Raw genomic sequence first — 16,928 nt, forward strand, 5'->3', positions numbered from 1 at the left:
GTGATCCAGATCACGTTCGGCGGTTAGCCTGGCAGCATGTTTCCAGGAACCTTCGCCGCCACCACCCCCGACAAGCCCGCGGCCATCCGCCCGGCGACGGGGGAGCAGATCACGTACGCCGAGCTCGAGGCGCGATCCGCGCAGCTCGCGCATCTCCTGACCGACGCCTGGGGGCTGCGTCCCGGTGACACGATCGCCGTGGTCTCGGACAACACCCTGGAGATGCAGGAGATCTACTGGGGGGCGCTGCGCTGCGGCCTGTACATCGCGGCCATCAACCACCACCTCACTGCGGACGAGTCGTCGTACATCATCGGCGACTGCGGGGCCCGGGCCCTGTTCGTCTCCGCCCCGGTCGCCGACCACGTCGACGTCTCCCCGAAGGCGCATCCGGGCGTGGAGCACCGCGTGGTGTTCGGCGGCGCGCTGGAGGGGTTCGAGGACTACCGGACGCTGCTCGAGGGCAGGTCGACCGAGCCGCCCGCCGACCAGCCCCGCGGCCACGACTTCCTCTACTCCTCCGGCACGACCGGCCGGCCGAAGGGCGTGCGCGTCGACCCGCCGGAAGGGCAGATCGACGAGGTGCCGGACAGCTACACGCCAGTGTTCAGCTTCCTGTACGCCTTCGACGCCGACAGTGTCTACCTGTGCCCGGCACCGCTGTACCACGCGGCCCCGCTGCGGTTCTGCGGCGTGGTCAACTCCGTCGGCGGGACCGTGATCCTCATGGACCGCTTCGACGCGGAGGAGGCGCTGCGGCTCATCCAGGAGTACCGGGTGACGCACTCGCAGTGGGTGCCGACGATGTTCGTGCGCATGCTCAAGCTGCCGGAGGAGACGCGGGCGCGCTACGACGTGTCCAGCATGACCCACGCGATCCACGCCGCCGCGCCGTGCCCGCCCGAGGTCAAACGACGGATGATCGAGTGGTGGGGCCCGGTGATCCACGAGTACTACTCGGCCACCGAGGGCATGGGCATCACGTTCATCAACTCGCAGGAGGCGCTCGAACGCCCCGGTTCGGTGGGTCGCGACGGACTCAAGGGCATCGCGCACATCTGCGACGAGGAGGGCAACGAGGTGCCCACCGGCGAGATCGGCACCATCTACTGGCAGCAGGACGAGGGCACCTTCTCGTACCACGGTGACCCGGAGAAGACGGCGTCCGTCTTCCACCCCGAGCACCCCAACTGGTCCACCTTCGGCGACGTGGGCTACCTCGACGAGGACCGCTTCCTCTACCTCACCGACCGCAAGGCGTTCACCATCATCTCGGGCGGGGTGAACATCTACCCGCAGGAGATCGAGAACGCCCTGGTCCTGCACCCGGCGGTCGAGGACGTCGCCGTGATCGGGATCCCGGACGAGGAGATGGGCGAGAGGGTGCACGCCGTGGTGGTACCGGCCGCCGACCGTGCGGGCGACCCCGGCCTCGCCGACGAGATCCTCGGCGCCCTGCGCGGGAGGATCTCCGACTTCAAGATCCCGCGGGGCCTGGACTTCGTGGACGAACTGCCCCGCACCCCCACCGGCAAGCTGGTCAAGCGCCGGATCGTGCAGCAGTACACGAGCGTCTAGCGAGGGGTATGGACCGGACCTCCGAATTAGCCCGTCGACGGTCCGGCACCGGATCCGGGCCCGTCCGACGAGGTGCTCCTCGAGGAGTCGATGGGCGCGGCACTGCACGTCGTGCTCGACCGACTCGCCCCTGCCGAGCGGGTGGCGTTCGTGCTGCACGACTCGTTCTCGGTCGACTTCGCCACGATCGCCGACGTGTTGGACTGCTCACCGGCCGCGGCCCGCAAACAGGCGTCGAGGGCGCGTGCGAAGCTCGCGGGAGCGGGTCCCGGCGTCGAGAAGGCGGACTGGCTCGTCGTCGACGCCTTCCTCGACGCCGCGCGCAACGGTGAGTTCGCCCGGCTGCTCGGTCTCCTCGCGCCGGACGTGGTGGTGGCCGGTGATCCGATCGCGGTCGGCCTCGGTACCCCGGTCGGCATCGAGGGCCGCGACGCGGTGGCGGAGTTCTTCGACGGGGCCGCCGCCGCGGCGTTGCCGGTGTTCGTCCACGGGCGGCCGGGCGCGGCCTGGTTCGATCGCGGCGTGGCCCGGGTGGCGTTCGACTTCCGGATCGCCGGCGGCGTGGTCAGCCGCATCGACTTCCGTGCGGACCCGGTCGTGCTCGCCGCGATCCGCCGCCGCAGCGACGGCGAGCCGAGATGAGCGGGGCGGTCACACTTCCGGCCGCCTGCTCGTCATCAGGGTGAGGCGACGCGCTCCGGCGTCGCCCGGACAGGGAGGATCGACCCCATGAAGACCATGACCTGCAAGGACCTGGGTGGGCCCTGCGATCTGCCGCACCGCGGTGACACCGCGGACGACGTGATCAACGCCCAGGACGCCCACCTCAAGGAGCGCGTCGGGGCCGGCGACGACGCCCACGTGCCGGCGCGCGAGGACATGAAGAGCCGGTGGCGGCGGCCGCGGCAGTCACTCGGGTGGTACCGGGACGTCAAGAAGAGGTTCGCCGACCTGCCGGAGGACTGACGCCACGCGGCCCGCCGACCCGCCCCTGCCGGCCAGAGTCAGCGACCGCCGCTCTCGATCACCGCCGCCAGCGCGAGCAGTGTCGCCTCCGAACCGGGCCGCCCGACGAGCTGGACCGAGGTGGGCAGGACCCGGCCGAGGGGGGTGTGGGTGGTGCCGCACGGGACGGACACGGCGGGCCAACCGAGCACGTTGGCCAGCGGGGTGAACGGGGAGAACCTCATCGACGCCCACAGTGACCGGCCCCAGGAGCGTCGGTGCCAGTCGGTCGCCTCGGGTGGCACGTCCGCCAGCGACGGGGTGAGCCACACGTCGATCCCCGCCGAGTCCATCGCCCGTTCGACCTCCGCGCGGAGCGTCTCCACGCCACGGTTCCAGCGGGTGTCCCCGTCTCCCGCGCCGCCGCGCCGGAAGACCGTCCGGCCGAGCAGTGCGTGGTGCCGGGTGCGTCGCTCCATCGCGGACAGGGGCAGGTTCTCGTCCTCCGCCGCCCGTGCGACGCCGGTGGTCCAGCGCGCGAGATAGAGGACGGGGTCGGTGGGGGAGGGCAGGGTGGTGTCGACGACGACGAGGTCGGCCCCCCGCAGCACCTCCGCGGCCTCCCGGGCCGCGCGCGTCCAGGGGGCGTGGATGCGTACCAGATCGCGGCCCAGCCGGATCGGGCTGGCCACGGACATGCCGATACGCGTCCCGCCGGGGACGGGTCCGACGTCCGCGAGTTCCGGACGACCGGCCATCACCGACAGGGCCAGCGCGACGTCGCCGACGGTCCTGGCCAGCGGACCGGATTCGGCCAGGCCGCCCCAGTTGTCGCCGGCCAGGCGGGTGGGGACGACGCCGGGCCCCGGCTTGATGGTGACGATCCCGCACGCCGCGGCGGGGATGCGCAGGGACCCCATCCCGTCGTCGCCCACCGCGAGCGGGACCATGCCCGAGGCCACCGCCGCCGCGGACCCCCCGGAGGACCCGCCGGCGGACAGGGCGAGGTCGCGCGGGTTGCGGGTGATCCCGTGGGCGTCGGAGTCGGTCATCCCCCAGGCGCACAGCTGGGGCGCCGCGGTGATGCCCACCGGCACCGCGCCCGCGGCCAGCAGGGGGGCGACGACCGGGTTGTCCAGGGTGACGGTGCTCTTGACGGCCAGCGGTACCCCGGCCAGGGGCAGTGCCGCACGGTCGGCCGGGCTCGCGGCGTCGACGGCGGCCCCGGCCGCGCGGCCGTCCGCTCGCAGCAGGGTGGTGAAGGCGTGCAGCGAGGGGTCGAGGTCGCCCACCCGGTCGAAAGCCGCGTCGAGGGTGGCCAGCGCGCCGACGGCACCGGTGCGTACGGCCTCGGCGGTCTCGGCGGCGGAGAGGGGGTCGGTGGTCACGGCCATGATCGTACGACCCCGGCGGTGTCCGCCCATGGCGATCATCACGGTGGGAGGCCCCGCTCGGCGGGTAGCCTGGGGCGATACCGACGAAGTCGGATGCACGACCGGGCCCGTCGACCGGCTGGGCCGTCCTTCCACACGAGGACCGAATGGAACGCAAGAGCAATACCGTCTTCCGCAACGTCGCGATCGCGGGCGTGATCATCCTGGCGATCGTCGGCTTCTCGTTCTTCACGGGCGATGACCGCGACTACGCCGAGGTCGACACGTCGGTGGCGTTGGCGCAGGTCGACGCGGGGAACGTGAAAGAGGCGCTGATCGAGGACCGGGAGCAGCAGCTCCGGCTCACGCTCGAGACCCCGGTCGCCCCGGAGGACGGTGCGGACGAGACCGACAAGCTCCTCGCCAAGTACCCGGAGCGGGCGGCGGACCAGGTCTTCGACCGGGTGGCCGCGGCGGAGCCGGAGAAGTACGACACCGCGGTCAACCAGCAGGGTTTCCTGTCGCAGATGCTCTCGTTCCTGCTGCCGATGCTCATCCTGTTCGGGTTGTTGTTCTACTTCATGTCCCGCATGCAGGGCGGCAAGGGCGGACTGTTCGGCGTGGGCAAGTCGCGCGCCGTGGAGTTCACCAAGGACATGCCCCAGACCACGTTCTCCGACGTCGCGGGCGAGGATGAGGCGGTCGAGGAACTCAACGAGATCAAGGACTTCCTCCAGAACCCGGCGCGCTACGAGCGTCTCGGCGCCAAGATCCCGCGCGGTGTGCTGCTCTACGGCCCGCCCGGAACGGGCAAGACCCTGCTGGCCCGCGCGGTCGCGGGTGAGGCCGGGGTGCCGTTCTACTCGATCTCGGGTTCGGATTTCGTCGAGATGTTCGTCGGTGTCGGCGCCTCGCGGGTGCGCGACCTGTTCGAGAAGGCCAAGCAGAACGCGCCCTGCATCGTGTTCGTCGACGAGATCGACGCGGTGGGTCGGCACCGTGGCTCGGGCACCGGGGGCGGCCACGACGAGCGCGAGCAGACGCTCAACCAGCTCCTCGTCGAGATGGACGGATTCAGCGACCGCGAGACCGTCATCATGATCGCCGCGACCAACCGTCCGGACGTCCTCGACCCGGCGTTGCTGCGGCCGGGCCGTTTCGACCGCCAGGTCCCCGTGACCAATCCCGACCTCAAGGGTCGCGAGGCGATCCTCGCCGTCCACTCCGCGGGCAAGCCGCTGGCCGAGAACGTCAACATGACCTCGCTGGCTAGGCGCACGATCGGGATGTCGGGCGCGGACCTGGCCAACGTGCTCAACGAGGGCGCCCTGCTCGCGGCCCGGCTGGGTCGCGACGAGATCGACATCGACATCCTCGAGGAGGCCACCGACCGGGTGGTGGGCGGACCCCGCCGCAAGCACCGTGTGATCAGCGAGCACGAGAAGAAGGTCACCGCGTACCACGAGTCCGGCCACGCGCTGGCGGCGTGGGCGATGGAGGACCTCGAGCCCGTCCACAAGGTCACCATCCTCGCGCGTGGCCGTACCGGTGGTCACGCACTGGTGGTCCCCGAGGACGACAAGTCCTTGATGACCCGGGCGGACATGATCGCCCGCGTCGTCATGGCGATGGGTGGCCGCGCCGCCGAGGAGTACGTCTTCGGTGAGCCCACCTCGGGCGCCAGCTCGGATATCGAGCAGGCCACCCGGATCGCGCGGACGATGGTCGCCGAGTACGGCATGAGCGCGAAGCTCGGTGCGGTGAAGTACGGCGGCGAGGGCGGGGACCCGTTCCTCGGCCGCGGCGGTTCCGCGGCGGGGGAGTACTCGCCCGAGGTCGCCAAGATCATCGACGACGAGGTGCGCCGCATCATCGACTCCGCCCACACCGAGGCCTGGCAGGTCCTCGAGTCCAACCGCGACATCCTCGACGCGGTCGCGGGCGAGCTCCTCGAGAAGGAGACCCTGCGGCAGGACGACCTCGAGAGGCTGTTCGCCGACGTGGTCAAGCGGCCGCGGATCACCGAGTTCGACGACTTCGGTGGACGCATCCCGTCGGCCCGTCCGCCCATCAAGACCCCGGGGGAACTGGCCAGGGAGCGTGGCGAGCCGTGGCCCCCGCCGGTGACCGATCCGTTCGCCATGCCGGTCCTCCCGGCCGGCCGCGACGCCGAGGACGCCCGTGATCCGGGCGAGGCGGACGGCCCCGGCGACCACGGGGGTGACCGCAACGGCGTGGGCGCCCCTGTGGGGATGCCCGGTGGCGGTTCGGGCCGCGGCGCGACCGCCGGCGGCGGGCAACGTCCGACCGGTATCCCGGCCTACGGCACGCCGCCGCCCCCGGGCTGGTCGGCGCCGGGCTGGCCCCCGCGTCAGCCCGCGCACCACGGTGACCGGGGGCCGAGCGGGGCCGAGACCACCCGCCTGCCGGCCGCGCCGGAGGGCCTGCAGAGGAACGACGCCCCCGGGAGCATCGACGGCACCGGGAGCACGGACCGATCCGGGAGCGCTGACGGTCCGGAACGGGCCGGTCGGAGCGAGGGGCCGTCCGAGGCCCCGACCCGGGCGTGGTCGGCGGTGGGTGACGGCCGTGACGGCGACGCGTCCGGCGGGTCGACCCGGGGCCCCGTGGACCGCGGTTCGCACCGCCGTGAGGACAAGGACGCCGACTGGCGTGCGCCGTGGGAACGTGAGGACTGACCGCACGGTCGACTCCGTGCGAGAAGAGGAATGAATGACGACGCCTGACCACATACCCGCCGCCGATGCCCGGTCGCTCCCCACGGGGCGGGTCTTCGATGCCGAGCGCGCCGAGGCCGCGGTCCGCGAGCTGTTGATCGCCGTGGGCGAGGACCCGGAGCGCGAGGGGCTGCAGGACACACCCGCGCGGGTGGCCAGGGCCTACCGCGAGGTCTTCTCCGGGCTGTACACCGACCCGTCGGAGGTGCTATCCAGGACCTTCGACGAGGACCACCGCGAGCTCGTGTTGGTGCGGGACATCCCCATCTACTCGACCTGCGAACACCACCTGGTGCCCTTCCACGGCGTCGCCCACATCGGCTACATCCCGGGACAGTCCGGGGCGGTCACCGGTCTGAGCAAGCTCGCCAGACTGGTGGATCTCTACGCCAAGCGGCCGCAGGTCCAGGAACGGCTCACCAGTCAGGTCGCCGACGCGCTGGTCGACAGGCTCGCACCCTCGGGCGTGCTCGTGGTGATCGAGTGCGAGCACCTGTGCATGTCGATGCGGGGGATCCGGAAGGCGGGGGCGGTCACCACGACCTCGGCCGTCCGCGGCAACATGCGAACCAACGCCTCCACCAGGGCGGAGGCGCTCGGCCTCCTGCGGGGGACGTGAGCGCGCCCGGTCTGCTGCCCCGCCCGGACCGGTGCGCGGTGATGGGCGTCCTCAACGTCACGGCCGACTCCTTCTCCGACGGTGGGCGCCACCTCGCGCATCACGACGCCGTCGCGCACGCTCGGCGCATGGTCTCCGACGGCGCCGACCTCATCGACATCGGTGGGGAGTCCACTCGGCCCGGCGCCCTCCGCGTCGAGGAGCCGGACGAGGAGCAGCGGGTCGTCCCGCTGGTCCGTGCGGTGTCCGGCCTCGCGCCGGTCTCGGTGGACACCATGCGCGCCGGGGTGGCGTCGCGTGCCCTCGAGGAGGGCGCGGCGATCGTCAACGACGTCTCGGGCGGGCTCGCCGACCCCGACATGTTGAGGGTCGTGGCCGAGCACCGAGCGTCCGTCATCCTCATGCACTGGGTGTCTCCGGACGAGTACCGCGCCGGCGCGGGAGGCCGATCCGACTACGGCGGGGACGTCGTGGGTGCGGTGCGCGACCACCTGGCCCGCCGCGCCGACGCCGCGATCGCCGCGGGGGTCGACGCCGCCGGCATCGTGCTCGACCCGGGCCTCGGCTTCGCCAAGGACGCCGACGACAACTGGGCGCTCCTGCACGGGCTGGACCGACTGATCGAGCTGGGGTTCCCGGTACTCGTCGCCGCGTCCCGCAAACGGTTCCTCGGGTCGCTGCTGCCCGGATCGGACGCCCGGCCGCGCGAGGTGGCGGGCCGCGATCCGGCGACGGCCGCGATCACGTCGCTCTCCGCCGCCGCCGGCGCGTGGGCGGTCCGGGTCCATGACGTGGGCCCCAGTGCGGACGCGGTGAGGGTGGCCGCCGCGTGGGCGGCCGGACGGGCGGGGGTGAACTGATGGCGGATCGCAGCGAACTCGACCGGATCGAACTGCGGGGCCTGAAGGTGCGCGGCACGCACGGGGTCTTAGAGCACGAGAAGCGGGACGGCCAGGACTTCCTGGTCGACCTCGTCCTGTGGACCGACTTCACGGCCGCCGCCGCGTCCGACGACCTGGCCGACACCGTCGACTACGGGGCGCTGGCCCTGTTCGCTCGTGATGTGGTGGCCGGACCATCGCTCGACCTCATCGAGACCGTCGCCTCGCGGATCGCCGACGGGATCATGGAGATGGCCCCCGGTGCGGACGCGGTGGAGGTGACCCTGCACAAGCCCCAGGCGCCGATCCCGGCGGAGTTCGCCGACGTCGCCGTCGTGGCCCACCGCTCGCGCGCGGGCGGGAGCGCCGCGGGGGGAGCGCGGTGAGCTGCCGGGCGGTGCTGTCGATCGGCGGCAACCAGGGGGACGCTCTCTCGCTGCTGCGGGGGGTCGTCGACGCCGCGGCCGCGGACGGCATCCTGCGCGCGGTCTCGTCGGTGTACGCCACCCCGCCGTGGGGCGGCGTCGAGCAGGACGACTTCCTCAACGCCGTCCTCGTCGTCGACCATCCCGGTTCCCCGACCGACGTCCTCGAGTGGGGTTTCGCCCGCGAGAGGGCCGCAGGCCGGACCCGCGAGGTGCGCTGGGGTCCGCGCACCCTCGACGTGGACGTGGTGACCGCCGAGCTGGGCGGTGAGCCGGTGGCGTCCGACGACCCGAGGCTCACGCTGCCGCACCCCCGCGCGGCCGAGCGGGCCTTCGTGATGGTCCCGTGGCTGGAGATCGACCCGGCCGCCCGGCTGGACGGGGTGCCGGTCCGGGAGTGTCTCGACGCGCTCGATCCCGGGGACGTAGCCGCGGTGCGCCGGCTGCCCGATCCGTTGGCGCCCCGCGGCCCGGGGGGAGTGACATGACGCGTGTCGCGAAGTCCACCCTCGTCCTGGTGGCGCTCGTCGCGGCGGTGGCCGCCTACGTTCTCACCGGGTCCTTCCTCGGCGCTGTGACCCCGATCGGCTTCGGCTGGGTGACCCTCGTAGGGATCGCGGTGGTCGACGTGCTGCTGTCCCTGCGGATCCGCGCCGCGATCTCCGACGGCGGCGTCGGGCAGGACCGCAGCCAGATGCACCCGCTCACCATCGCCCGCAGCGCCGCTCTCGGACAGGCCTCCGCCGTGCTCGGCGCAGCGGGCGCCGGGGCAGGGGCCGGGCTGACGCTGTACTTCCTGTCACGGCTCGGCGACCTCGCGGTGGCGGGCGCGGAGCTGCCCGCATCAGTCGCTGTCCTGGTGTCCGGCGCGGTGTTGGTGGCGGCGGGACTCTTCCTCGAATCGGCGTGTGAGACGCCCCCCGACGACGACGAGAACGGCGGCCTCGCCGACCCCGCCTGAGGGGCCCGGGCCGGACCGGTCCTCTCATGCCAGCCCCCGTTACTGCAGACACGCGCTGGTTACCCGTGTGACCCGTGATTCTCCGCGTATCATGCGGGGCATGAGTTCCGACGGCGCGATGGACAAGCCCCGGTCAGCTCGCCCCGCGCGAGGCGACGATCGTGGACTGGCGAACATCGCTCTGGGGGTGCTGCTCCTCCTGGCGATCATCGCCACGGTCGTGATGGTCTTCTCCGACAATCCCGTCTGGATGCGCATCGGGACACTCTCCGCACTGTGGGCCGCGTTCATCGGCGCGTTCCTCGTCGCCCGGTACCGGCGGCAGGCCGCCACCGAGGCCGCCCGGGTCCGCGACCTGCACACCGTCTACGAACTGCAGCTCGAGAGGGAGATCTCCGCCCGCCGGGAGCACGAGCTCGTCGTGGAGCGGGACCTGCGGGCCTCGGTGCGCGCCGAGACCAGTGACTCGATCGTCGCACTGCGGCAGGAGATCGCGGCGCTGCGCGAGCAGCTCGGCGCACTGGGCGTCAGTCTCCCCGAGGACCGCTTCGCGGTCGGTGGGCTCGGTCCCGCCGGGCAGCTGGGTGCGGGATCGTCGCTGCCGTCCGTCCCGTCCGAGCGGGTGGCGCCCCGTCGGCGTGCCCCGGGATCGGACTCCGGCCCGGTCGCGGGTCCCCGTTCCGCTTCCGGCGCGACGCGGTCCCCCGCATCATCGGCCTCCGGCGTCGGTCCGGACGTCACCCCGAGCACCGAGCGCACCGAGCGACTGACCCCGGTCTCCGATCGGGAGTCCCGGTCCGACACGCCGGCGGGGGACCCCCGTCGCCCGGCGGTGCGCCCCACGTCCGGCGCGCGCGATGCGCGTTCCGCTGCCGGCAGCAGCGCCGGCAGCAGCTCCGGCTTCGGCCCCGGCGCCACCTCGCGACCGCAGGCACGGCCCGAGCCCGCCAGCTCGCCCGAGCCCGCGCGTACGCCCGCGAATACGAGCACGAGCACGAGCTCCCGGCCCGCGGCGTCGGCCGTCGAGGGCGCCACGTCGGACAAGACCGCCGCGTCGGGATCCCCGGTGGCGTCCGGGGGCGCGGCCGCGTCCGGCTCCTCGGAGAAGGCAGGCAAGCACGAGTCGTCCCCCTCCGAGAAGGCCGGCAAACACGAGTCGCCCGCCACGGCCGGCGAGACGGCCACGCAGCCGCGGTCGCAGTCGACGCAGGCCCCGGCCACCGAGTCGGCTTCGCCGAGTCGCCACGGCGAGGGCTCGGGTCTGTCGGTGGCAGAACTCATGGCGCGGCTGGGGGAGGGGTCCGAATCCACATCGGGCCGCCGCCGCCGTCGCGCGGAGGACTGAGCCGCGCCGACGGTGGCGCCGCCCCTCGCATCGGTTGTGTGAAGTACGCCACTCGATGCTGCTCGTGGCCGCAGCCGCGACTACTCTCGCCTGCGAGATGTCCGGGACCCACCATCAGTGAGTGGGCCTGGAACGGATCGAGCACTGGAGCACCCTGAGATGTCCGACCACGGCGTCACCGGAACACCCCCTGCCCGCCTGTCCATCGGCCTCGTGTCCGCGGGTCGCGTGGGCACCGCTGTGGGCGCCGCGCTCGAGCGGCGGGGACACGTCGTCTCCGCCCTCGTCGCACGCTCGTCGCAGTCGCGGGACCTCGCTGCCCGCCGCCTCCCCGAGGCCCGCATCACCGATCCCGCCGACGCGGCGGCGGCGGGCGAACTCCTCATCCTCGCGGTGCCGGACTCGGCCCTACCCGGGGTCGTGGCCGAGCTCGCCGACGTGAACGCCTTCCGGCCGGGCCACATCGTCGTCCACGTGGCCGGCGCAGTGGGCGCGGAAGTCCTGCGCCCCGCCGCCGACGCCGGTGCCGTGGTCGTCGCCGCGCACCCGGCCATGACCTTCACCGGGGGAGCGGCCGATATCGACCGCATGGAGGGGTGCTCGTGGGCGCTCACCTCCCCGGACGAGATCGGACTGGTCGTCGGCCAGATGCTGGTCATGGAGACCGGTGGCCTGCCCGTCACCGTCGCCGAATCCCACCGGGCCCTCTACCACGCGGCCCTCGCACACGGCGCCAATCACCTCGTCACCCTCGTAAACGACGCCGCCGAGGCGCTCGCCGCGTCGTTCGCCGTCCTGCCCGGGGGCGGAGTCGAGGGCGATCCCGACGGCATGCTCGGGCAGGACGCGGAGGCGCTCGCGCGCCGCACCCTGGAGCCGCTCCTGCGGGCCGCCCTCGACAACGTCCTGGCCTCCGGGGACTCGGCCCTGACCGGTCCGGTGATGCGCGGTGACGCCGTCACGGTCTCCCGCCACCTCGATGCCCTCGAGGACGTCGACGGGGGAATCGCCGCCGGCTACCGGGCGCTCGCGTTGCGCACCGCCGACCGCGTCGGGGCCGGAGCCGACGTGACCGACCTCTTGGCCCCCGACCTCACGGAGCAGCTTCGATGACCCCCACCACCTTCGCGGTCCGGACCGCGGTCCCCGGTCGCCCGAACACCGGATACAACCGGGGTGAGTTGACCATCCACCACGACCCGTCCTCGCTGCGCGCGGTCACCGAGTCGCTGCGCAAGGTCGGCAAGCAGATCACGTTCGTCCCCACCATGGGCGCCCTCCACGAGGGGCATCTCGCGCTGGTCGAGGCGGCCCGCCGCACGCCGGGGTCGGTCGTGGTGGTGTCGATCTTCGTCAACCCGCTGCAGTTCGGGCCCGGCGAGGACCTCGACGCCTACCCCCGCACCCTCGACGAGGACGTGGCCCGGCTCGCCGACGCCGGCGTGGAACTCGTCTTCGCGCCCAGCGCGGCCACAATGTACCCGGACGGCCCCCGCACGACGGTGCAGCCCGGCCCGACCGGTGAGATCCTCGACGGGGCCGCGCGACCCGGCCACTTCGCCGGGATGCTCACCGTGGTGAACAAGTTGTTCAACATCGTCTCCCCCCACCAGGCGTTCTTCGGGGAGAAGGACTACCAGCAGTTGGTGCTCATCCGCCAGATGGTGGCGGACCTGGACATGGACGTGCGTGTGGTCGGCGTCCCGACCATCCGGGAGTCGGACGGGCTGGCGATGAGCTCCCGCAACCGCTACCTGTCCGCCGAGGAGCGGGAACTGGCCACCGTCCTCAACGCCGCCCTCGTGGCGGGGACGTTCGCCGCGAAGGGCGGGCGCCGGGCCGTCGTCGACGCCGCCCGCGCGGTCCTGGACGAGCGGCCGCAGATCACGATCGACTACCTCGAGCTGCGCGCCGGGGACCTCGGGGAACCGCCGGAGGAGGGTCCCGGCAGGCTCCTCGTCGCGGCCCGCATCGGGACCACCAGACTCATCGACAACGTCGGCGTGGCGATCGGCACCGGCTTCGTCGCCGCCGCCGAGGCCACCGTCGCCGCCCAACAGGCCGAGATGGCCCGAGACCTCGAGGAAGGCCAGTAGATGCAGCGCACCATGCTCCACTCCAAGATCCACCGTGCCACCGTCACCCAGGCCGACCTGCACTACGTCGGCTCCTGCACGATCGACGCCGACCTCATGGATGCCGCCGACCTGCTCGAGGGCCAGCAGATCGACATCGTCGACATCGACAACGGCGCCCGCCTGACCACCTACGCCATCACCGGCGAGCGCGGCTCCGGCGTGATCAGCATCAACGGCGCCGCCGCCCACCTCGTGCACCCCGGCGACCTGGTCATCATCATCGCCTACGCCCAGATGTCCGACGCCGAGGCGCGGGCCTACTCCCCCCGCGTGGTGTTCGTCGACGGCGACAACCGCATGCTCACCGAGGGCACCGACCCCGCGGACGTGCCCGAGGGCTCGGGTCTGAAGAACCCCCGCGTGCCGGAGCCCGCCGCCGTCTAGGCAGCGCGGACAGAAGATGCTGCTCACCGTCGACGTCGGCAACACCCACATCCGGCTCGGCATCTTCCCCCCGGGCGGCGGGCCACTCGTGCGCACCTGGAGTATGCGCACGTCACCGGCGGTAACCTCGGACGAACTCGCCCTGACCATCCGCGGCCTGCTGGGGGACTGCGCGCAGCAGCTCACCGGTATCTCCGCGATGTCCGTGGTCCCTTCTGTCACCGGGGAACTGCGCCGGATGGCCGCCGACTACTGGCCGGGACTTCCGGCCGTCGTCGTCGCGCCCGGGGTGAAGACCGGGGTGCCGCTCAAGGTCGACAACCCGCGGGAGGTGGGCTCGGACCGCGTGGTCAACGCGTTGGCCGCCCACACGCTGTTCGAGGGGCCCGTCGTCGTCGTCGACGTCGACACGGCGACCACCGTCGACGCCGTCTCCGCCCGCGGCGAGCTGCTCGGTGGGGCGATCGCGCCCGGCATCGACATCTCCGTCGACGCCCTCGCCGAGCGCGCCGCCGCCCTGCGCAAGATCGAGGTCGTGCGGCCGAAGGGAGCCCTGGGCAAGAACACCGTCGCGGCACTCCAGGCCGGCATCGTGATCGGGTTCGCCGGCCAGATCGACGCACTCGTGGACCGGCTGCGCACCGACGTCCCCGAGCTCGCCGACGCCTCCGTCGTCCTCACGGGGCTGCGCGCGGACGTCGTGGCGGAGGAATCCCGGACCATCACCGACGTCGAGCCCGAACTGGCGCTGGAGGGCCTGCGGTTGGTGTTCGAGCGCAATTCCTGAGCTGAGCAGCTCGCCGAGGTTCTCCCTCACACGCAGGGGCTCCCGCGCATGGACTCCCGCTCGCGCCCCTGTCCGCGGAAACGCAGCCGCCCGCGGCGATGGCGTCTGGCCTGCACCGCGGGGCGCGCGAGACGCCGTCGAGAGAGGCGACTGTCGGGGGCGAGCAAGCGGCCGAGCGGATGCCGGGGCCGTGGCTCAGGCCCGCCCGGCCGCCGGACGCGGGAGGGAGGCCGGGCCCGGGGCTCAGGGCTCAGGCCGCCGAGCGGTAGCTGGTCATGGAGACCGAACCCCAGGCGTAGCCCATGGTGAACGCGTCGAGCGTCTCGCCGGAGCCCGCCGCCATTCCCGCCGTGTACAGCAGCGGCAGGAAGTGGTCCGCCGTGGGCACGGCCAGCCGGGCGTCCGGGTGCTCGGTCAGCGCGAGGGCGTCCTCGGGGCGCGTGGTGAGCAACTCCCGGGCGTGGTCGTCGAACCTGTGGGCCCAGTCGGTGCCCGCGTCGCCGAGCGACGGGTCCACCGCCGCGAGGTTGTGCACCACGTTGCCGCTGGCCAGCACGAGGACGCCCGAATCCCGCAGGGCGGCCAGCCGGGTGCCCAGGTCGAAGTGGTAACCCGCCGGCTTGGACGCGTCCACGGACAACTGGGCCACCGGCACGTCCGCGTCGGGGAACACGTGCGTGAGGACGGACCACGTCCCGTGGTCGAGGCCCCAGGAGTCCTGGTCGGCGCCGACCCAGGTGGGCTTGACGGCTTCGGCCACCTCGTCCACGAGTTCCGGGGCGCCCGCGGCGGGGTACTCGAACTCGTTGAGCTCGCGGGGGAAGCCGTAGAAGTCGTGGATGGTGCGCGGCGCCGACATCGCGGTGACGGCGGTGGCGCCTATGTACCAGTGCGCCGACACGGCCAGTACGGCCCGCGGCCGCTCGGGCAGGGATGCGCCGAGGGCGGCCCACTGGCGGGTCCACTCGTTCTCCTCGAGGGCGTTGAGGGGAACGCCGTGGCCGATGAAGACGGCGGGTTGACGGGCGGTCGAGGGGGGCGAGGCGGTCATGGTTCTCCTTCTCTCACATACATGATGCATCAACTACCCGGCCGGGCGCCAGTGTCGACCGCCACGCCGGCCCCGCGCGCCGGCCCCGTGCGCGCGAGCGGCCCTTGCGGTAGATAGACCGGTCTGTCTACTATGGCCGCATGACAACGCGACGAATGCCCCCGGCCGGTCCGGTGGCCTCCGCGCGCGTCCAGCACAGGTGTCCCCGACCGGCAGGCCCCCGCCACGCCCCAGCCGCCTTCACCTCTTCCGGGAGCACCGCATGACCACCAGCTTCAGCACCACCTCCGCCACGGCGGGAACTCACGCCACGGCGACGTCGTCCAGCACGGGCGTCTCGACCACCCTCGCCGCCGGCGACTACCCCGCGGCGGTCCGTGCGGGCGCCCTCGTCGTCGACATCCGGTCCCGGGCCCAGCGTGAGCGCCAGGGGGTGCTCGCGGGCGCCGTCGCCGTGGAGGCCCGGCCCGTCGTCGATCTGCTCGACCCCCGATCGGCCGCGCCGCTCGCCGCCGTCACCGACGATAGGGCGGTCGTCCTCGTCAGCGACGACGGCCTCGACGCCGAACTGTTCGCCCTGGAGCTCCATTCGCGTGGCGTCCGCGGGGTCCGCGCGGTGGACGGCGGCCACGACGCACTCCGGGCCGCCCGGGCGCTGGCCCTGCTCTCCGGGGCCGACCACCTGCTGCGGGAGCGCTCGGCCATCTCGGCACACTGAGCTTGGTCGACCGGGGGCGTCGGCACGCCGGCGCCGGTACGGTCGCACCATGACGGACATCTCCGCAGACCTGCTGGCCGAGATCCTCGACGAGGTGCGGGAGGACGCCTCCGGCGACGTCGTCCCCCACCTCGGCGATTACGAGCACCCCCACCCCGACGCCCTCGCGCTGGCGGTCTGCGACCTGGACGGCCACGTCGTCTCGGCCGGCGATGACGAGACGCTCTTCGACCTGCAGTCCGCGTCCAAACCGTTCGTCTACGCGCTCGCGCTGGACCAGAAGGGCGTCGACGTGGTCGCGAAGCGGATCGGGGTGGAACCCTCCGGGGACCCGTTCAACGAGATCTCCCTCGAGGCAGGCACGGGCCGCGCCCCCAACGCCCTCGTCAACGCCGGCGCGCTGGCCGCGCACGCGCTGGTGGGGGAGGAGGACGACGACGAGGACACCCGTTTCGAACAGATCCGCGTGATGTTCTCCCGCCTCGTGGGCCGGGAGGTCGAGGTCGACCAGCAGATCATCGACATCGAGGCCCGGAGCGCCCACCGGAACCAGGCGCTCGCGCATCTGCTGGCGGAGGAGGGCACCCTGGCCGACGACCCCCACCAGGTGGTGTCCGGGTACGGCCGGCAGTGCGCGATCCGGGTGGACACCCGCGAGCTGGCGCACATGGCCGCGATGTTCGCGGGCGGCGGGCGGCTGCCGGGTGACGGTGAGCAGGTCCTGGGTCGACGGGCGGTGCGCTACGCCAACAGTGTGATGTTCACGTGCGGCATGTACGACGCGGCCGGGGACTGGGTCTACCAGGTGGGTCTGCCCGCCAAGAGCGGCGTCTCGGGGTGCCTGTTCGCCGTGGTGCCCGGCCGACTCGGGGTGGCCGCGTACTCGCCCCGGTTGGACGAGCACGGCAACAGTGTGCGCGCCGCCGCCGCGATCGAGGCGCTGTCCGACCGACTGGAGCTGCACGTCCTCGACATGGCCTGAGGC

The 16,928-nt window shown here is 72.7% G+C and carries 18 protein-coding genes; 16 read left to right on the plus strand and 2 right to left on the minus strand.

Going from position 1 to position 16,928, the window contains the following annotated elements:
- The first annotated feature begins 36 nt into the window (after positions 1–36).
- The 3 genes from VZF99_RS02355 (at position 37) to VZF99_RS02365 (ending at position 2,544) form a co-directional block, all read left to right on the plus strand.
- Positions 37–1,578 carry an acyl-CoA synthetase gene (locus tag VZF99_RS02355; protein ID WP_407335617.1) on the plus strand — a complete coding sequence of 514 codons (1,542 nt, stop codon included), beginning with the start codon at positions 37–39 and terminating at the stop codon, positions 1,576–1,578.
- Positions 1,579–1,668: 90 nt separating this feature from the next.
- Positions 1,669–2,220 (plus strand): sigma factor-like helix-turn-helix DNA-binding protein, encoded by a 552-nt coding sequence (locus VZF99_RS02360; protein WP_407335618.1) that lies wholly within the window; start codon positions 1,669–1,671, stop codon positions 2,218–2,220.
- Between the two features lie 87 nt (positions 2,221–2,307).
- Positions 2,308–2,544, plus strand: coding sequence for a DUF1059 domain-containing protein (locus VZF99_RS02365; RefSeq protein WP_069389306.1), 237 nt, complete (start codon positions 2,308–2,310; stop codon positions 2,542–2,544).
- A gap of 38 nt (positions 2,545–2,582) precedes the next feature.
- Here the strand turns inward: VZF99_RS02365 and VZF99_RS02370 are convergent, their stop codons facing one another.
- Entirely contained in the window at positions 2,583–3,917 is a 1,335-nt protein-coding gene (locus VZF99_RS02370) for an amidase (RefSeq protein WP_407335619.1), read from the minus strand.
- Positions 3,918–4,063: 146 nt separating this feature from the next.
- Here VZF99_RS02370 and ftsH point away from each other — a divergent pair, with 146 nt between their 5' ends.
- The 11 genes from ftsH (at position 4,064) to VZF99_RS02425 (ending at position 14,174) form a co-directional block, all read left to right on the plus strand.
- On the plus strand, positions 4,064–6,595 hold the full coding sequence (gene ftsH, locus VZF99_RS02375; protein ID WP_407335620.1) for an ATP-dependent zinc metalloprotease FtsH: 2,532 nt from the start codon (positions 4,064–4,066) through the stop codon (positions 6,593–6,595).
- Positions 6,596–6,629: 34 nt separating this feature from the next.
- Entirely contained in the window at positions 6,630–7,253 is a 624-nt protein-coding gene (folE, locus tag VZF99_RS02380; RefSeq protein ID WP_069389722.1) for a GTP cyclohydrolase I FolE, read from the plus strand.
- A gap of 41 nt (positions 7,254–7,294) precedes the next feature.
- Complete coding sequence (gene folP, locus VZF99_RS02385; protein WP_407336066.1) at positions 7,295–8,113, plus strand: dihydropteroate synthase; 819 nt, start codon at positions 7,295–7,297, stop codon at positions 8,111–8,113.
- Positions 8,113–8,520, plus strand: coding sequence for a dihydroneopterin aldolase (gene folB, locus VZF99_RS02390; RefSeq protein WP_407335621.1), 408 nt, complete (start codon positions 8,113–8,115; stop codon positions 8,518–8,520). The genes folP and folB overlap by 1 nt, the downstream gene beginning before the upstream one ends.
- On the plus strand, positions 8,517–9,047 hold the full coding sequence (folK, locus tag VZF99_RS02395) for a 2-amino-4-hydroxy-6-hydroxymethyldihydropteridine diphosphokinase (RefSeq protein ID WP_069389587.1): 531 nt from the start codon (positions 8,517–8,519) through the stop codon (positions 9,045–9,047). The genes folB and folK overlap by 4 nt, the downstream gene beginning before the upstream one ends.
- Positions 9,044–9,520: a DUF3180 domain-containing protein gene (locus VZF99_RS02400; RefSeq protein ID WP_120284678.1), complete on the plus strand. Its 477-nt coding sequence runs from the start codon at positions 9,044–9,046 to the stop codon at positions 9,518–9,520. Before folK ends, VZF99_RS02400 begins: the two co-directional genes overlap by 4 nt.
- A 100-nt stretch (positions 9,521–9,620) precedes the next feature.
- On the plus strand, positions 9,621–10,865 hold the full coding sequence (locus VZF99_RS02405) for a DUF6779 domain-containing protein (RefSeq protein WP_407335622.1): 1,245 nt from the start codon (positions 9,621–9,623) through the stop codon (positions 10,863–10,865).
- A 159-nt stretch (positions 10,866–11,024) separates the two neighbouring features.
- The gene (locus tag VZF99_RS02410; RefSeq protein WP_185951154.1) at positions 11,025–11,978 is read left to right on the plus strand and encodes a Rossmann-like and DUF2520 domain-containing protein; all 954 of its coding nucleotides are present in this window, start codon (positions 11,025–11,027) and stop codon (positions 11,976–11,978) included.
- A complete protein-coding gene (gene panC / locus VZF99_RS02415; RefSeq protein ID WP_259821981.1) occupies positions 11,975–12,961 on the plus strand; it encodes a pantoate--beta-alanine ligase in 987 nt (328 codons plus the stop codon). The genes VZF99_RS02410 and panC overlap by 4 nt, the downstream gene beginning before the upstream one ends.
- Positions 12,962–13,387 (plus strand): aspartate 1-decarboxylase, encoded by a 426-nt coding sequence (gene panD / locus VZF99_RS02420; RefSeq protein WP_067711586.1) that lies wholly within the window; start codon positions 12,962–12,964, stop codon positions 13,385–13,387. It abuts the gene before it with no gap.
- Between the two features lie 16 nt (positions 13,388–13,403).
- Entirely contained in the window at positions 13,404–14,174 is a 771-nt protein-coding gene (locus VZF99_RS02425; protein ID WP_067711588.1) for a type III pantothenate kinase, read from the plus strand.
- Between the two features lie 250 nt (positions 14,175–14,424).
- Here the strand turns inward: VZF99_RS02425 and ygiD are convergent, their stop codons facing one another.
- Positions 14,425–15,225 carry a 4,5-DOPA dioxygenase extradiol gene (gene ygiD / locus VZF99_RS02430; RefSeq protein ID WP_407335623.1) on the minus strand — a complete coding sequence of 267 codons (801 nt, stop codon included), beginning with the start codon at positions 15,223–15,225 and terminating at the stop codon, positions 14,425–14,427.
- 262 nt (positions 15,226–15,487) lie between these two features.
- Here ygiD and VZF99_RS02435 point away from each other — a divergent pair, with 262 nt between their 5' ends.
- Both VZF99_RS02435 and glsA read left to right on the plus strand, forming a co-directional pair.
- On the plus strand, positions 15,488–15,943 hold the full coding sequence (locus tag VZF99_RS02435) for a rhodanese-like domain-containing protein (RefSeq protein ID WP_407335624.1): 456 nt from the start codon (positions 15,488–15,490) through the stop codon (positions 15,941–15,943).
- 49 nt (positions 15,944–15,992) lie between these two features.
- Positions 15,993–16,925, plus strand: a complete 933-nt coding sequence (glsA, locus tag VZF99_RS02440; protein ID WP_067711597.1) for a glutaminase A — start codon at positions 15,993–15,995, stop codon at positions 16,923–16,925.
- The last annotated feature ends 3 nt before the right edge of the window (positions 16,926–16,928 follow it).

It is taken from the genome of Dietzia kunjamensis (genome assembly GCF_045689975.1).
Classification (GTDB): domain Bacteria; phylum Actinomycetota; class Actinomycetes; order Mycobacteriales; family Mycobacteriaceae; genus Dietzia; species Dietzia kunjamensis.

What these genes read in the sequence shown, in the direction of transcription:
- VZF99_RS02360 (WP_407335618.1), top strand. Translation starts at nt 1,669, where the DNA reads ATGGGCGCGGCACTGCACGTCGTGCTCGACCGACTCGCCCCTGCCGAG.
- VZF99_RS02425 (WP_067711588.1), top strand. Translation starts at nt 13,404, where the DNA reads ATGCTGCTCACCGTCGACGTCGGCAACACCCACATCCGGCTCGGCATC.
- VZF99_RS02410 (WP_185951154.1), top strand. Translation starts at nt 11,025, where the DNA reads ATGTCCGACCACGGCGTCACCGGAACACCCCCTGCCCGCCTGTCCATC.
- folB (WP_407335621.1), top strand. Translation starts at nt 8,113, where the DNA reads ATGGCGGATCGCAGCGAACTCGACCGGATCGAACTGCGGGGCCTGAAG.
- glsA (WP_067711597.1), top strand. Translation starts at nt 15,993, where the DNA reads ATGACGGACATCTCCGCAGACCTGCTGGCCGAGATCCTCGACGAGGTG.
- VZF99_RS02365 (WP_069389306.1), top strand. Translation starts at nt 2,308, where the DNA reads ATGAAGACCATGACCTGCAAGGACCTGGGTGGGCCCTGCGATCTGCCG.
- folP (WP_407336066.1), top strand. Translation starts at nt 7,295, where the DNA reads ATGGGCGTCCTCAACGTCACGGCCGACTCCTTCTCCGACGGTGGGCGC.
- VZF99_RS02370 (WP_407335619.1), bottom strand. Translation starts at nt 3,917, where the DNA reads ATGGCCGTGACCACCGACCCCCTCTCCGCCGCCGAGACCGCCGAGGCC.
- VZF99_RS02400 (WP_120284678.1), top strand. Translation starts at nt 9,044, where the DNA reads ATGACGCGTGTCGCGAAGTCCACCCTCGTCCTGGTGGCGCTCGTCGCG.
- panC (WP_259821981.1), top strand. Translation starts at nt 11,975, where the DNA reads ATGACCCCCACCACCTTCGCGGTCCGGACCGCGGTCCCCGGTCGCCCG.
- ygiD (WP_407335623.1), bottom strand. Translation starts at nt 15,225, where the DNA reads ATGACCGCCTCGCCCCCCTCGACCGCCCGTCAACCCGCCGTCTTCATC.
- VZF99_RS02435 (WP_407335624.1), top strand. Translation starts at nt 15,488, where the DNA reads ATGACCACCAGCTTCAGCACCACCTCCGCCACGGCGGGAACTCACGCC.
- ftsH (WP_407335620.1), top strand. Translation starts at nt 4,064, where the DNA reads ATGGAACGCAAGAGCAATACCGTCTTCCGCAACGTCGCGATCGCGGGC.
- folE (WP_069389722.1), top strand. Translation starts at nt 6,630, where the DNA reads ATGACGACGCCTGACCACATACCCGCCGCCGATGCCCGGTCGCTCCCC.
- panD (WP_067711586.1), top strand. Translation starts at nt 12,962, where the DNA reads ATGCAGCGCACCATGCTCCACTCCAAGATCCACCGTGCCACCGTCACC.
- VZF99_RS02355 (WP_407335617.1), top strand. Translation starts at nt 37, where the DNA reads ATGTTTCCAGGAACCTTCGCCGCCACCACCCCCGACAAGCCCGCGGCC.
- VZF99_RS02405 (WP_407335622.1), top strand. Translation starts at nt 9,621, where the DNA reads ATGAGTTCCGACGGCGCGATGGACAAGCCCCGGTCAGCTCGCCCCGCG.